Source organism: Bacillus sp. LK2 (assembly GCF_001043575.1).
Classification (GTDB): domain Bacteria; phylum Bacillota; class Bacilli; order Bacillales; family Bacillaceae_G; genus Bacillus_A; species Bacillus_A paramycoides.
The window spans coordinates 145924-161858 of sequence record NZ_LDUK01000001.1 but is presented as its reverse complement, the minus strand read 5'-3'; the positions used below and the strand labels follow the sequence as shown (position 1 = coordinate 161858).

Below are 15935 nucleotides of genomic sequence, written 5' to 3'. Positions count from 1 at the left end.
GGAGAGGCAAAAATGAAAACATTGTTAGAGGTAAAAGATTTACAAGTCTCCTTTGATACACATGCAGGTGAAGTACAAGCAGTGCGCGGAGTTACTTTTGATTTAAAAAAAGGGGAAACATTAGCGATTGTAGGAGAGTCTGGTTCTGGGAAATCAGTTACTTCTAAAGCGCTAATGGGTTTAATCCCAAATCCTCCAGGCCGTATTAAAAATGGAGAGATTGTATTTGACGGTCGTGATTTAACGAAATTAACGGAAAAAGAAATGCAGCAAGTTCGTGGTAAAGATATTGCAATGATTTTCCAAGATCCAATGACATCATTAAATCCAACGATGACAATTGGGAATCAAATTATGGAAGGTCTTATTAAACACCAAGGGATGAGTAGAGGAGACGCACGTAAAGTTGCGTTAGAATTAATCGACCTTGTAGGTATTCCAAATCCAGAAGCGCGTTTAAAACAATATCCTCACCAATTCTCAGGTGGTATGAGACAGCGTGTAGTTATTGCGATGGCGTTAGCTTGTAATCCGAAATTATTAATTGCCGATGAGCCGACAACAGCACTAGACGTTACAATTCAGGCGCAAATTTTAGAGCTTATGAAAGACATTCAGCAAAAGACAGAAGCAGCAATCATTTTCATTACACATGACTTAGGTGTAGTAGCAAACGTTGCTGACCGAGTTGCGGTTATGTATGCTGGTAAAGTTGTTGAAATTGGAACTGTAGATGAAATTTTCTACAACCCAAAACATCCGTACACATGGGGCTTAATCGCATCTATGCCAAGCTTAGATGGATCAGAGGAAGAGCTATATGCGATTCCAGGAACGCCTCCTGACTTATTAAAACCGCCAAAGGGTGATGCTTTTGCACCACGTAACCCGCAGGCACTGAAAATTGATTTTGAAATGGAACCACCTTTATTTAAAGTAAGTGATACACACTATGCGGCAACTTGGTTACTTCATGAGCAAGCTCCAGAAGTAAAACCGCCGGCAGTCGTTGAGAAACGCATTCTTCAAATGAAAGCAGGTGAACAACATGACTAAACAACGTGAGAAATTAATTGAAGTGAAAAATGTAAAGCAGCACTTTGACGTGAGTGGTGGTGTTGTCAAAGCGGTTAATGATATTTCATTTGATATTTACCGCGGAGAAACATTTGGTCTTGTAGGAGAATCGGGTTGTGGTAAATCGACAACTGGAAGAACGATTATTCGTTTATATGATGCAACTGCTGGTGAAGTGTTGTTCGATGGTGAAAATGTACATGGTAAAAAATCACGCGCAGAATTGAAGAAATTCAACCGTAAAATGCAAATGATTTTCCAAGATCCATATGCATCATTAAATCCTCGTATGACAGTAGGGGATATTATCGCAGAAGGTATTGATATTCACGGATTAGCGAAAAGCAAAAAAGAGCGTATGGACCGTGTTCACGAGCTGTTAAATACAGTTGGTTTAAATAAAGAGCACGCAAACCGTTTCCCGCATGAATTCTCAGGTGGACAACGTCAACGTATCGGTATCGCTCGTGCACTTGCTGTAGAACCTGAATTTATCATTGCCGATGAGCCAATCTCAGCACTTGACGTATCGATCCAGGCGCAAGTTGTAAACTTACTGAAACAGTTACAAAAAGAAAAAGGTTTAACATATTTATTCATTGCCCATGATTTATCAATGGTAAAATACATTAGTGATCGCATCGGCGTAATGTATCGTGGTCAAATCGTTGAGCTAACAACAAGTGATGAGTTATATGCGAATCCAATTCATCCATATACAAAATCACTATTATCAGCAATTCCGCTTCCAGATCCAGATTATGAGCGCAATCGTAAACGTATCGTATACGATCCATCTCAGCATGAATACGGTAGCGAAGTACCAACAATGCGTGAAATTCGCCCAGGACATTTCGTACTATGTTCTGAAGCAGAGTATAAGAAATATAAAGAAATCTATCAATAAAAAAGTAGAGCCATTCTTCTGTTACGGGAGGATGGCTCTATTTTTTGTAATAAAGTGAAACTTTAATCAGTGGGGGTTTTGTTCATCCCCACTGATTATTAGTTGAACCAATCGGGCGTTTACGGGCAGTTGATCTCCCACCTAACTTCCTCGCATTCTCCGAATTTTGAGGTGGGAGTCTTACTGCCCGTTAATGCGGGATAAAAGTAAGAGAAATGAGTTAATAGTAGTTATGTTCAGAAGGTTTGGCTTGTTCGTGAGGGAATGGATCGGTTCTTAAAACCAGTTGAAAAAGTATTAAGTAATTTTTCGATGTGTACTGCTGTCACTACTAATTAACTTGATTTAAACTATTAAAAAAGGAACTTTCTATGAGTTCTTTTTCTACTATATAAAACATTTCTATTATCAATATTTGTCGGTAAATCGATATATTTAAAGAATCGCTGATATAAATTGAGTTACGGTCGATATATTTTGGAAATCGCCGATATATTTCGAGTTGCGGTCGATATATTCGAAAAACCGCCGATATAATTTCATTTACTGTGGTGATATCCTATAAAACGTACGTTTTATAGGATATCACCTTTATATTTTCTACTGCGCTTGAACAGAAGCACTATCTTCTTGTTCATCCGGTTTAACAAGTGCATAATTTTCCCACGCTCTACTTCTCCAACGGAAGAACATAATAATCGCCCGAGTCCATTCGTCGATAGCAATCGCTAGCCAAATACCAACGAGACCCATATCTAATTGAAAGACGAAAAAGTAGCCGAGCGGTAAGCTCATTAACACCATGGAGAATGCGCCGATTAAAACTGGATATTTCGCATCACCAGCTGCACGAAGGGAATTAATGATGACGATGTTCATCGTCCGTCCTGTTTCAAGTAGTACACTTAGTAAAAGAACGCTTGCCCCTAGAGAGATAATATGGGGATTATCCGTAAATAGTCGCATTAATTGTGTGCGGAATGTAATAACGAGAATGACCATAAATAAAGTTACACCAATCGCCCATTGTACACTTTTCCATACACGTGTGTACGCTTCATCCTTTTCATTTCCGCCAACTAGGCGCCCAACGATAATAGCTGTTCCCATACCGATAGCAATGGCGAATAAATAAGTGAACATAGAAATGTTAGTAGCGTATTGTCTAGCAGCTAACGATTCTGTTCCTAAGTATGTTGCGTAGTATAGGAAGACGATTTGGCAAGCTTGGTACATTACTTGTTCAAATGCAGATGGAATACCGATCTTTAAAATTTTGCCAACGTATTCTTTTGATAAAGTGAAGTAGTATTGTAATTTCACGCGGTATTCCATAACGCGATACAGTAACCAGAAGAATACAATAAGTGCGATTAACCGGCTGACGGCGGAAGAAATAGCTGCCCCTTGCACACCAAGTTCAGGGAAACCGAATTTCCCAAAAATGAGTACGTAGTTTCCGGCGATATGAATAATATTCATTCCAAGTGAAATAAACATCGCTTGCTTTGTAAAGCCGTGTACGCGGATAATTGCAGCTAATGAGTTAATAATAGCCTGAAGAAAAATGGCTCCCCCGACGATGGATAAATAACTTTGCGCGTACGTTAATACATCACCTTGTAAGTTCATTGCCATCATCATATGTTTTGAAAATAAAAGAAAACCGGCGCTTATAACGAGACCGACTCCTAAATTTAATGTTACTGCTAATGCTGATATTTTGGATGCTTCCATAAAGCGTTTAGAACCGAGGTATTGAGATACGACGATAGCTGCGCCATTCCCGATGACTTCTAGTACTAAAATAGCGATATGGAGGTATTGATTTGCTGCACCAACCCCAGATACAGCATCGTCTGATAATGCACTTAACATGAAAGTATCAGCGATCCCCATCAGCATAAAAAGAAAAACTTCTAGAAAAATAGGCCATGTTAATAAGAATAAACTTAATTTTTCTGTTGGCCCGTTTTTTGAGCGAATTGCTGTCATGTCCGTCCCCTCTTTACCGATATCTAATTTTAGCAAAGTGTATCGTAACACACTTTCATATCCTTTGCACTCATTTTAGCCTACATATTTTCAATATGAACGAATCTTCATTTTATGACAAAAAAAGAAGAATAATTATACGTAAGATATAATGAGATATAAATTTTGTTATTCTCTGATAATTTAAAAAACTATAAAACTTATTACTTTTAACATATTAGCGCAATAAAAACGCAGTATGAAACGTTTACAAATACACCGAATATTAACAGAAAATTTTAATGAAATAGAAATATAAATATACAAAGAATATATTTGTGTGTATAATATGAATTATTAGAACATACATATATTTCTTTCTGTTTGAAAATGAAAGGGCTAACATTTTTTTGGAGGGTGGAAGTATGAAAAAAAAGATACCAGTTTTTGTAGCATCAACAGTAGCAATGAGCATGATTTTAGGGGCATGTAGCTATCAAAAAGATGAACCGCAAGCAAGCGCAAAAGGGGATAGCGGTAAAAGCGGTGCTAAGCAAGTTATAAACTTAGTTGAAACACAAGAAATTCCAACGATGGACCCAGCATTATCAGCTGATGCAGTTTCTTCGAAAGTAATGAACAATACGATGGAAGGTCTATACCGCCTTGGAAAAGATGATAAATTAGTTCCAGGTGTAGCGAAAGAATTCCAAAAGTCAGAAGACGGTAAAAAGTATACATTTAAATTACGTGAAGATGCAAAATGGTCAAATGGTGATCCTGTAACGGCGAAAGATTTCGTGTATGCATGGCAAAGAGCAATTAATCCAGATACAGCTGCGAAATCAGCGTATATTATGTACGATATAAAAAATGCAGAGAAAATTAATAAAAAAGAGATGAGTCCAGATCAATTAGGCGTCAAAGCGATTGATGATCATACATTAGAAGTAGAATTAGATAATTCTATCCCATATCTTGTTGATTTAATGGTCTATCCAATCTTCTATCCTGTTAATGAAAAGTATGTGAAAGAGCAAGGGGCGAAGTTTGGCTTAGAAGCAAATACAACACTTTACAACGGTCCATTTACACTAAGTGATTGGCAACATGAACGTAGTTTCAAAATGACAAAGAGCCCATCTTATTGGGACAATAAAGAAGTGAAGCTTGAGGAAGTAAACTTTAACATTGTAAAAGATACATCTACACCAATTAACTTATATGAAACAAACGCAATCGATCGAGCTACATTATTAGCAGAGTTCATCGATAAATATAAAGGAAAACCAGATTTCAAAACAGTAGAAGATACATCTGTATTCTTCCTTCGTTTAAATCAAAAAGACCCAGCTTTAGCAAATAAAAATATTCGTAAAGCAATTTCACTTGGTTTTGACCGTAAACCATTCGTTGATACGTTATTAAATAACGGTTCTAAGCCAGCGACGGGATTAATTCCTGACAATTTCATTAAAGGACCGGATAAAAAAGATTTCCGTGCTGAAAATGGAGATATTGTAAAACCGAATGTGAAAGAAGCGAAAAAGTATTGGGAAGCTGGTAAAAAAGAGCTTGGTAAAAATGAAATTGAATTAGAGCTATTAAATGAAGACGTTGAATTATCGAAGAAAACTGGTGAATATTTAAAAGGTGAGTTAGAAAAGAATTTACCAGGTTTAACAGTGAAAATTAAACAACAACCATTCGCGCAAAAATTAAAATTAGAAGATGCGGGCGATTATGTAATGTCATTCTCTGGCTGGAGTGCAGACTTCCCAGATCCAATTACATACCTTGATATGTTTGTAACTGACGGAGCGCAAAACAAAATGAAGTATTCTAATCCGAAGTACGATGAGATTATTATGAAAGCGAAAAAAGATGGAAGCGATGTAAATGCTCGCTGGAAAAACTTACTTGAAGCAGAAAAAATGTTACTTGATGACGCAGCGATTGTTCCAGTATACCAACGTGGTAGAGCATATTTACAAAGAGAAACAATTAAAGATATGTACAACCATAAATATGGCGGCGAAGTAAGCTTTAAATGGGCATCAGTAGGAAAATAAGAAAAAAAGCAGGTGATTACCTGCTTTTTTTAATACGTACGTTTTTTATAAATACCTTTTCCACCAACTTGGTTCCAGCCGGATTGTACATCTAAACTTTTGTTAACAAACTTCATTTTTTCTTTCCCACCAAAGAGTTTTTCACCAATGCTATTTGTAATGACACCAATCAATGCTGTTATTCCGATGATGAGGGCAGCAACAATGACAAAATCAACAAAATAAGCAATCATATGCAAATTCCCCCTTTGCCTGTCTATATGTTTATTGTATGAGATTAAAGATGAAAAAGAAAGAAATGTCAGAAAAATATTGAATTTACTTTAGAAATCGTATGGACATGAGTGAAGAGATTTGTTAAAATGGGAACAAGTGTTCCTTTTTGTTTTAACCTTGAGAGTCTTACATTTCTCAATTGTTTTGTTGGAAAAAGGTAAGAAAACGTTATCTTTTTGATAGGGGAAGATTATGAAAATGTAATTGTATATCAGGTGAAAATTATTGTAGAAAGCAAGTGTCAAAAGGGTTGAGGATCGTTGTTAAAGGACAGTTAAAGTGAGTGTAATCATGTTACATAGCAGTGGAATACAAGGAAGAGTTTTCTCAACTAGCAGTAAATTTACTGTATATTTCTTGCAAAAACTATTGTATAATGATTATAGAAGTTACTTATTAAAAGTAATTGTTGTTTGTAATAAGTTGTTGCTTACATGAACTGCGATTTTTTTACTTTGCTATAAGACAAGTTATTGTGAAGAATTGCTGAAGTTAGAAATTTAAACTGTAATTAGTACAGAATTTGTACTCTTTAAGGAGAGTGAGCTTTGTATGGTAACATTATATAGTTCTCCAAGCTGTACGTCTTGTAGAAAGGCGAAATTATGGCTAGAGGAAAATCATATTCCTTATATAGAACGTAATATTTTCTCAGATCCATTAACGATTGAGGAAATTAAAGAAATTTTACGTATGACAGAAAGCGGAACGGATGAGATTATTTCTACTCGTTCAAAAGTTTTCCAAGAATTGAATGTGAACTTAGAGTCTTTACCACTTCAAGATTTATATAAGATGATTCGTGACTATCCAGGTATTTTACGTCGTCCAATTATGATTGACGAAAAACGCCTTCAAGTAGGTTACAACGAAGACGAGATCCGTCGTTTCTTACCACGTACAGTAAGAACGTTCCAATTACGTGAAGCACAACGTCTTGTAAATTAATTATAATAATATGAAAACCTTCTACCTATTATATAGTAGAAGGTTTTTTTTTACTGTTTAACATTTCGTAATCGAACTTGTTGAACGATAAAGCCTATACATAAAACGGTGAAAATGAACAAATAAGGGATGCCGGTGGTAAAACTAGGATTATGATAGAAAAACGTTGCAAGTCTGTCTTCGTGTGTAATCATTTTTCCTGCTGTATAGGCGAGAACTGCTGCCCCACCATAAATAAGAAATGGAAAGCGTTCCATGAATATTAAAATAAGTTTGCTTCCCCAAATGATAATCGGGATAGAAATGAATAAACCGATTATCACGAGTAAAAATCTTCCGTGAGCTGCTCCTGCAATGGCAAGAACATTATCAAACCCCATAACGAGATCTGCGAATACAATTGTACGTACAGCTTGGAATAAAGTCGTTTTTCCTTGGATAGAAGAAAGGTCATTGTTATTATCAGTTAGTAAATTTACCGCGATTAATGTGAGTAAAATTCCGCCAATGAGTTGTAAGAATGGGATATCGAGTAAATAGACGGCTAGTATTGTGAGGAGAATTCGTAGCACGATTGCTAAAATAGTACCAATCAAAATGGCTTTATTTCGTTTTTCTTCAGGTAAATTTCGGCTAGCTAGTGCGATGACAATTGCGTTATCGCCACCTAGTACAACATCGATACCGACAATCATTAGTACAGATGTTAAAAACTCTAAGTCCATTCGTCTGCCTCCATTTATGATGTTTTAATAAGCGAAATATATGTATGTGATGAAGAAAGTTTGTCTAGCTTTTCCCGCGTACTTGGGGGACTAAATAATCTCCTCTAATAGATGTTTCACTTTATTACAGTGTACGGGCGAATATGGAAATGTATGTCCAAATTTTTTGTGAACAGTGAATTGGCGTCATGATATATTTGTCCCGCTATCTGGGGGCTAATCATCTGAGGATGAACACCCCCCCCACTGATTAAAGTTTTACTTTATGTAAGCAGCTGAATGAAGGTAGGCATATAACTATTTTTGTAAAATAAATCGATTTTATTTCCATTCTGGAGAATCTTATCATAAAATGAAAGTACAAGAATCTATTGATTTGTCATATGAGTGGGGGATCCCTTCATAACAATTCTAAACAGGAAGGGAGAGTTGTATTTTGGATATTGAAAGAATTAATGATCATACAATGAAATTTTTTATTACGTACATTGATATAGAGGATAGAGGATTTAACCGTGAAGAAATTTGGTATGACCGCGAACGAAGTGAAGAACTTTTTTGGGAAATGATGGATGAAGCTCGTGATCATGACGATTTCTTTATTGATGGACCATTATGGATTCAAGTGCAAGCGGTTGACAAAGGGATTGAAGTGCTTGTAACGAAAGCACAGCTTTCAAAGGATGGGCAAAAGCTAGAACTACCAATAGGTGTAGACAAAATTATAGATATTCCTCTAGATGAAGGAATCGAATCGTTATTCCAGCAAGAATTAGAGGAAGAGGAAGTAGAACCAGCTGGTACAAACTTTAATGAAGATGGCACGTTTGGCTTTTTAATAAAGTTTAATGATTTTGAAGATGTAATTTCATTAAGTCATCGTCTAATCTTTGAAGATATAAAAGATGAGCTGTATTCATTTGAGGACCGCTATTATGTATATGTGGAATTTGATGAAGTGCTACATGATGAGGAAGAAATTGATCGTATTTTAAGTATTATTTTAGAATATGGAGAAGAATCTACTTTAACGATTCACCGTGTAAGTGAGTATGGAAAACAAGTTGTGAAAGAGCGTGCGCTTGAGACAATTCGCAACCATTTTCCTGCTAAGACGTAGGCCGATTTCTATAGTATGAAATCGGCTTTTTTTATGAAGCATAGGAAAGTTGTCTTTGTAAGGAGGTAAGAGATGAAAAATACGTTAAAACTACTTTTCTTTTTTCTATTATTGTTCGCATTATTTGTTTCGTTACGTATGTTTATTGATGTAGCATTTTATTCGGATGTAATTGGGATAGAAAACATTTCGATTTTAGGTATTATTAGTATTATATTTACGGTTTCTGCGTTTTTAATAGGGTGTGTTATTTTCTTAGAAAACCGCCACCCGTCTAAAACACTTACATGGTTAATCGTACTAGGTATTTTTCCAGTGTTCGGTTTCTTTGCTTATTTATTATTTGGACAAAACTTTCGTAGGAAAAGAATGTTCCAAAAGAAGGCATTACTTGATGAACAGGCGTTTTTACAATATAAGGGACACGAAGATCACGAAGAACGGATTTTGAGAAACCATAAGCATCAAGAATTGTTATTTCGCTTAGCAGATCGACTGGGTGCTTTAAATATTTCATTTCAAACTGAAACGAGGACATTAACAAATGGAGATGAAACGTTTCAGGCAATTTTAGATGGATTAAATCGAGCGAAACACCACATTCATATGGAATATTACATTGTACGTGATGATAAGCTAGGTACAGAAATTAAAGATATTTTAATAAAAAAATCAAAAGAAGGCGTTGTCGTTCGTTTTTTATATGATGCGGTTGGAAGTTTTAAATTATCAAATTCGTATATTGAAGAATTGAATGATGCAGGAGTAGAAATGATTCCATTTTTCCCTGTACGCTTTCCGATTTTAAACGATAAAATTAATTATCGAAACCACCGGAAAATCGTTATTATTGATGGAAATGAAGGATTTGTAGGTGGATTAAATATTGGCGATGAATATTTAGGGAAGGATAAATATTTCGGTTTTTGGCGAGATACGCATTTATATTTGCGCGGTGAAGCAGTTCAAAGCTTACAGCTGATTTTCCTTCAAGATTGGTTTTATATGACTGGTGAGGCAGTATTAGCGCCTGAATATTTACAAGCGAAAGCAGTTGAGGGTGATCATTGGGGCGGAGTGCAACTAGTTGCGGGCGGACCAGATAATAAATGGGAAACAATTAAACATTTATATTTTGCAATGATTGCTTCTGCTCGGAAATCGATTTGGATTGCAACACCATATTTTATTCCAGATGATGATATTTTATCTGCATTAAAAGTAGCTGCACTTGCTGGTATTGATGTTCGTTTGTTAATGCCAAGTAAGCCAGATAAGCGTACTGTCTTTTATGCATCAAGATCGTACTTTCCGGAGTTATTAGATGCAGGAGTAAAAATATATGAATATGAAAAAGGTTTTCTTCATAGTAAAGTTGTCATCGTTGATTCTGATTTAGCTTCAATTGGGACAGCTAATATGGATATGAGAAGTTTTCATTTAAACTTCGAAGTAAATGCCTTTTTATATGATACAGATAGCATTCGAAAGCTCGTTCAAGATTTTAAAGATGATTTAGAAGAATCAAGTGAAATTCATGTCGATCGCTTTCATAAAAGGCGTCTTCATAGACGAATTGTTGAATCAACGTATCGGTTATTATCACCTTTGTTATAGAAAAAGATGTCCTAAATTAGGACATCTTTTTTTTGAAGGGAATTTGTAGTAATTTGTAGAATACAAGAAGCTGAAAGGGTGTGATTGCGATATTTATTGCAAGGAGAGAAAACGGAGAAAAAATTCACCTATTATATAACCGGGATGAAGAGTGTTTACGCGATATGCGTAAACAAGAAAGATTTTTTTGTACAGCTTGCGGAAAGGAAGTGCAAATGAAATTAGGAAAACAGAAGAGCTGGCATTTTGCTCATAAGAAAGTAGATTCATGCCTTGCGTTTTATGAAGCTGAATCTATGTATCATATGCACGGTAAAGAGTTGTTATATAAATGGTTAAAGACGCAAAGTTGGGATGTGGAAATTGAGTATTACCTTCCAGAGATTCGTCAGCGCCCAGATCTGTTTATAGAAAGAGACGGGAGAAAGATTGCTATTGAATATCAATGTGCTGCGTTATGCACGGAGCAATTATTCAAGCGAACATTATCGTATTGGAAAGCAGGTATACAAGTAATATGGATATTAGGCGGAAATCAACTGAAAAGGCATTCCGCTTATTGGTTTTCGTTATCTTCGTTTCATTCCTTTTGTCTACAGTCTTATCCTCAGCCATTACTCTTCTTTTTTTGTCCAAAGCAAAAAGCATTTATGAAATGTGCATTAATAACCGCATTTTCTTCAAATATTTATTTCTCACATACTATTTATTTACCTCTTCGTACTACAAGTCTTGAAAATCTTCTTCAGCCAGTTCCATTTCAAAAAAAACGATTAGAACAAGAATGGACGCATAAAAAGCAATATTTTCGGACGAATGCTTTACCTATTTGGAATTATAATCATAAGTCACTACTACGCGTTCTATATCAATTTAAATTTACCCCAGCGAGTTTTCCTTCTGAAATTGGTGTTCCTCTTCCATCCTCATTTGCTTTTCAAACAAATCCATTTATATGGCAAGCTTCTCTTTATATGAAGTGCATAGGTAAGCTTAAGGTAGGGGAGTATATTTCCTTTCAATACGTATGTAATTATGTAGCAAAATATACGAGGAGGCGTCTACTTCCGTATTTTGCACAACAAATATGGAAGGTAGCAGTTGCAGAGTATATGACATTTTTATGTGATGCAGGTGTGTTAAATAAAGTAGGTACTTATAAGTATCGAAAAATAAGAGATATTGTTATGTTAAAAACAGAGGAAGAAATTATGAAATATGATGAAATTTGCTTAGCGCATGCACTATCTCTATTTGAGACAAAGTACAACATGAGAGAGGGAAAAGTGGATATAATAAAGACTGATCGTGAAGGAATTACATAAGAAAAATCGAATTGTACTTAAGTAGAGATATTTAAAGGAGGGCTTAAAGAATGGCTGAACAAAATACAGTAAAATCATTACCAGATCGCAATGAGATTGAAGAAGCAAACACATGGCGATTAGAAGATATTTTCCAAACAGATGGAGAATGGGAAAAAGAATTTCAGGCTATTAAAGAGCTATTACCGAAGTTAACTGAATTCAAAGGGAAACTTGGTGAATCTGCAAGCAATTTATTTGAGGCGCTACAATATGAAGATGAAATTTCAATGCGATTAGGTAAGCTATATACATATGCTCATATGCGTTACGATCAAGATACAACAAATTCTGTGTATCAAGCATTAAATGATCGTGCGACAAATTTATATTCACAAGTATCTAGTAGCACAGCGTATATTGTGCCTGAAATCTTATCCATTTCAGAAGATACGTTACAAGCTTTCTTACAAGAAAATAGAGAACTAAGTGTATATGAGCATGCATTAGAAGAAATCACACGCCAACGTCCACACGTATTATCTGAAGCAGAAGAAGCTTTATTAGCAGAAGCATCTGAAGTGATGAGTGCATCAAGTAATACATTCGGAATGTTGAATAATGCGGATTTGAAATTCCCATCTATTAAAGGTGAGGATGGAGAAGAAGTAGAAATAACACATGGTCGTTACATTCAGTTTTTAGAAAGTGATGATCGTCGTGTTCGCCAGGATGCATTCGAAGCTGTTTATGAAACGTATGGAAAATATAAAAATACATTTGCAAGTACGTTAAGTGGTGCAGTGAAACGTAATAATTTCAATGCACGCGTTCGTAAATACGATTCTGCACGTCAAGCTGCATTAAGTAATAATAATATTCCTGAGGCGGTATATGATCAACTTATTGAATCAGTACATGATAATTTACACCTATTGCACCGTTACATTGATATTCGTAAGCGTGCTCTAGGTCTGGATGAGCTTCATATGTATGATTTATATACACCACTTGTACCAGAAGTGAAAATGAATGTGAAGTATGAAGAAGCGCAAGAAATGTTATTGAAATCTTTACATGTACTTGGTGATGAATATGTTGAAATTTTGAAAGAAGCATATGAAAATCGCTGGGTAGATGTGTATGAGAATAAAGGAAAACGAAGTGGTGCATATTCATCTGGTGCATACGGAACAAATCCGTATGTTTTAATGAACTGGCATGATAATGTGAATAATTTATTTACACTTGCTCATGAGTTTGGTCATTCTGTGCATAGTTACTATACAAGAAAGACACAGCCGCACGTATATGGTGATTATTCAATTTTCGTAGCAGAAGTAGCATCAACTTGTAATGAAGCACTTTTAAATGATTACTTATTGAAGACGACAGAAGATAAGAAAGAGCGTCTATATTTATTAAATCACTATTTAGAAGGATTCCGCGGTACTGTATTCCGTCAAACAATGTTTGCAGAGTTCGAGCATATCATTCATAAGAAAGTACAAGAAGGACATGCCGTTACTCCAGATATGTTAACGGAGATTTACTACGATTTAAATAAGAAATATTTCGGTGATGCTTTAGTAATTGATAAAGAAATTGGGTTAGAGTGGTCTCGTATTCCGCACTTCTATTACAACTATTACGTATATCAATACGCAACAGGATTTAGTGCGGCAACAGCTTTATCAAAACAAATATTAGAAGAAGGGCAACCAGCAGTAGAACGTTACATTAACGAATTCTTAAAAGCGGGAAGCTCTGATTATCCAATTGAAGTGTTGAAAAAAGCAGGAGTAGATATGGCATCGCCAGAACCTGTAAGAGAAGCATTACAAGTATTTGAAGAAAAGTTAAACGAATTAGAAGCGCTACTATTTGAAGAGAAGTAATTACAAAAGACGAGGATGAAATTCCTCGTCTTTTTTATTGTTTTGAACATTGATTCAGATATGTGTTGGATTTGTCGTTATTTGTCGAAAAAGTGATGAGGTTCGCTTGTTTTTTTCTAAATTAGAAGAGGTTTCGTGACTTGTTTTTGTAGTTAAAATCGTTTGAACCGTTTTCTATGGTTGAAATAAGAGAGAGCGATGACGATAACTCCGAATAAAAGAGGTAAGGCAATAATTTTAGGAAAAGCTTGTAATAGAGAGAGGATATACAAGAAAAAAGAAACAATAACGCCTAGAAAGATAAGGAAAATATGAGACTTTTTCATAAAGAACACCTCCTAAATTGCTTTTTCTATAGCTTATTCAGGAATGAAAACGTTTAGAATGTGACAAAAGTGTGAAATTCGACAAAAGGGGTTGTCATCTGACGTCGAATCTTGTAATATAATAAGCGTGAACGAATTCACATACAAACATATACCCCTTTGTTTGAACGTGAAAATTTCTCCCATCCCCTTTAATATTTTTATAAGCCGTAAAGAAAAAGACCTGGTGTTTACACCAGGTCTTTTTCTTTTGTAATCCATTTCCAATAACGTTCGCACTTTACTTCAATCATTTGTACTTTTCGTTTTAGTAGTAATTTTTTTAGTTCGCGTTCTATTTCTTGCTGAGAGCAGTCATATATAAATGAGATTTCCTTCGAAGAAATAAATTGTGTTGCTTCTAGTAATACCTCTAAAGGCGGTAATGGTTCTGGCTCAATCTCGCATTTCACAAGTTCTTTCAATAGCTGTACGTATACATCATAGGAATAAATCCCTGCGATTTTAATGCCTTCCTCATCTGAATTTGCATGGAAAAATACGAGGGAAGGAATTTCTGTAATGTGCATCTCATTTGTGAATTTCAGGTCACATTGGAAAGCTTTTTTTGCACTAATGGAATGTAAATCTTTTTTAAATTCCTCAACATCAATACCGCTATCTTTAGCACATGTAAGTAATAATTCACCGTCAGGGTTTGATACATTTTTAAGCAAAATGTATTCTTGGAGTTTTCGCAAAAACTTCGAACCTGCTTTTCGGCCTTGCAACTCCGCCGCTTTAATTGCCATCGAAACTAAATACGGTGTTGACGATGCATCTTGCATATGTACCTTTCCATTACATGAAAAGCCTTGTAAACTTGTTGTTTTTTCCCACACAAATCGAATATTAGCAGGTTTATTCCATTTGTGTGAGGAAGCATTTGCTCCGTCCACTTTTCCTGTTACTATATGACGAATCGAGAAGTATTTCCCATATTCAAGCCATAGTTTAATAATAAATGGCTCGATATCCCAGCAATCTTTACAAAGTGGATCAATAAATAAATATGCTTCTACAGATTTATGTTCGCATGTGGAAGGAGAAGGCATATGCTTAGCTTCCTGCTTATCCATTACACTTCACCTGTTTCATTTGGAGTATTAACCATATGTTGAGCAGTTAATGCTAAACGTTCAAAAACAAACTCTCTTATATGACCGTGCACTCCTGTATCATTCATTGCTTGCTCCATACATGATAGCCAAGCTTCTGCTCGTTTTGGAGTAATCTCAAACGGAAGATGGCGTGCTCTTAGCATAGGATGCCCATGTTCTTCAGTGTATAAATTAGGACCACCTAAATATTGTGTTAAAAATTGTTTTTGCTTCCTAGCGGTTTCTGTTAAATCATCCGGGAAGATCGGAGATAAGTCAGGGTGTTCACTGACATAGGAATAAAATGTATCCACTAATGTTGCAATGCATTGTTCACCGCCAATTGCTTCAAATGGTGTCATCGGTTGCTTGCTCATCCTTTATAAACTCCTTTTTCCATGAAATGTATATCTATTGTAGCAATGGAATGTTATGAAGAGCAACTAAACAGCCTTCATAACATCCTTTGCTTATTCTATAAGTTGCTAATAAATCTTTTTCTTTTCTAAAAGGTGAAACATAGTCACTGGTGAATTGCTTCTTCACTAATGG

14 protein-coding genes are annotated in these 15935 nt (G+C 35.5%); 8 read left to right on the top strand and 6 right to left on the bottom strand.

What is annotated here, in order from left to right:
• The first annotated feature begins 12 nt into the window (after positions 1-12).
• Entirely contained in the window at positions 13-1056 is a 1044-nt protein-coding gene (locus tag VK90_RS00840; protein ID WP_000854341.1) for an ABC transporter ATP-binding protein, read from the top strand.
• On the top strand, positions 1049-1984 hold the full coding sequence (locus tag VK90_RS00835) for an ABC transporter ATP-binding protein (protein ID WP_048369662.1): 936 nt from the start codon (positions 1049-1051) through the stop codon (positions 1982-1984). Before VK90_RS00840 ends, VK90_RS00835 begins: the two co-directional genes overlap by 8 nt.
• Positions 1985-2584: 600 nt before the next feature.
• Here VK90_RS00835 and VK90_RS00830 read toward each other — a convergent pair.
• The gene (locus tag VK90_RS00830) at positions 2585-4030 is read right to left on the bottom strand and encodes an MATE family efflux transporter (protein WP_048369660.1); all 1446 of its coding nucleotides are present in this window, start codon (positions 4028-4030) and stop codon (positions 2585-2587) included.
• A gap of 353 nt (positions 4031-4383) precedes the next feature.
• Here VK90_RS00830 and VK90_RS00825 point away from each other — a divergent pair, with 353 nt between their 5' ends.
• On the top strand, positions 4384-6030 hold the full coding sequence (locus VK90_RS00825) for a peptide ABC transporter substrate-binding protein (RefSeq protein ID WP_048369658.1): 1647 nt from the start codon (positions 4384-4386) through the stop codon (positions 6028-6030).
• 29 nt (positions 6031-6059) lie between these two features.
• Here the strand turns inward: VK90_RS00825 and VK90_RS00820 are convergent, their stop codons facing one another.
• The gene (locus VK90_RS00820) at positions 6060-6263 is read right to left on the bottom strand and encodes a hypothetical protein (protein WP_002170839.1); all 204 of its coding nucleotides are present in this window, start codon (positions 6261-6263) and stop codon (positions 6060-6062) included.
• A 595-nt stretch (positions 6264-6858) separates the two neighbouring features.
• Here VK90_RS00820 and spx point away from each other — a divergent pair.
• Positions 6859-7254 carry a transcriptional regulator Spx gene (gene spx, locus VK90_RS00815; RefSeq protein ID WP_048369656.1) on the top strand — a complete coding sequence of 132 codons (396 nt, stop codon included), beginning with the start codon at positions 6859-6861 and terminating at the stop codon, positions 7252-7254.
• Positions 7255-7304: 50 nt separating this feature from the next.
• On the opposite strand, the gene VK90_RS00810 is transcribed toward spx, so the two are convergent.
• Positions 7305-7979 carry a TerC family protein gene (locus VK90_RS00810; protein ID WP_048369654.1) on the bottom strand — a complete coding sequence of 225 codons (675 nt, stop codon included), beginning with the start codon at positions 7977-7979 and terminating at the stop codon, positions 7305-7307.
• A gap of 436 nt (positions 7980-8415) precedes the next feature.
• Here VK90_RS00810 and mecA point away from each other — a divergent pair, with 436 nt between their 5' ends.
• The 4 genes from mecA to pepF all read left to right on the top strand — a co-directional run bounded on the left by mecA (position 8416) and on the right by pepF (position 13918).
• Complete coding sequence (gene mecA, locus VK90_RS00805) at positions 8416-9099, top strand: adaptor protein MecA (protein ID WP_048369651.1); 684 nt, start codon at positions 8416-8418, stop codon at positions 9097-9099.
• 72 nt (positions 9100-9171) lie between these two features.
• Positions 9172-10716: a cardiolipin synthase gene (locus tag VK90_RS00800; RefSeq protein ID WP_048369649.1), complete on the top strand. Its 1545-nt coding sequence runs from the start codon at positions 9172-9174 to the stop codon at positions 10714-10716.
• Between the two features lie 80 nt (positions 10717-10796).
• Positions 10797-12041, top strand: a complete 1245-nt coding sequence (locus tag VK90_RS00795; protein ID WP_048369647.1) for a competence protein CoiA — start codon at positions 10797-10799, stop codon at positions 12039-12041.
• 50 nt (positions 12042-12091) lie between these two features.
• Positions 12092-13918 carry an oligoendopeptidase F gene (pepF, locus tag VK90_RS00790; protein WP_048369645.1) on the top strand — a complete coding sequence of 609 codons (1827 nt, stop codon included), beginning with the start codon at positions 12092-12094 and terminating at the stop codon, positions 13916-13918.
• Between the two features lie 152 nt (positions 13919-14070).
• Here pepF and VK90_RS30075 read toward each other — a convergent pair whose 3' ends face one another.
• The 3 genes from VK90_RS30075 to VK90_RS00780 all read right to left on the bottom strand — a co-directional run bounded on the left by VK90_RS30075 (position 14071) and on the right by VK90_RS00780 (position 15760).
• A complete protein-coding gene (locus VK90_RS30075; RefSeq protein ID WP_082147722.1) occupies positions 14071-14244 on the bottom strand; it encodes a hypothetical protein in 174 nt (57 codons plus the stop codon).
• Between the two features lie 230 nt (positions 14245-14474).
• Entirely contained in the window at positions 14475-15362 is an 888-nt protein-coding gene (locus VK90_RS00785; protein WP_048369643.1) for a ClpXP adapter SpxH family protein, read from the bottom strand.
• On the bottom strand, positions 15362-15760 hold the full coding sequence (locus VK90_RS00780; RefSeq protein ID WP_002170846.1) for a globin domain-containing protein: 399 nt from the start codon (positions 15758-15760) through the stop codon (positions 15362-15364). Before VK90_RS00780 ends, VK90_RS00785 begins: the two co-directional genes overlap by 1 nt.
• Positions 15761-15935: the final 175 nt, after the last annotated feature.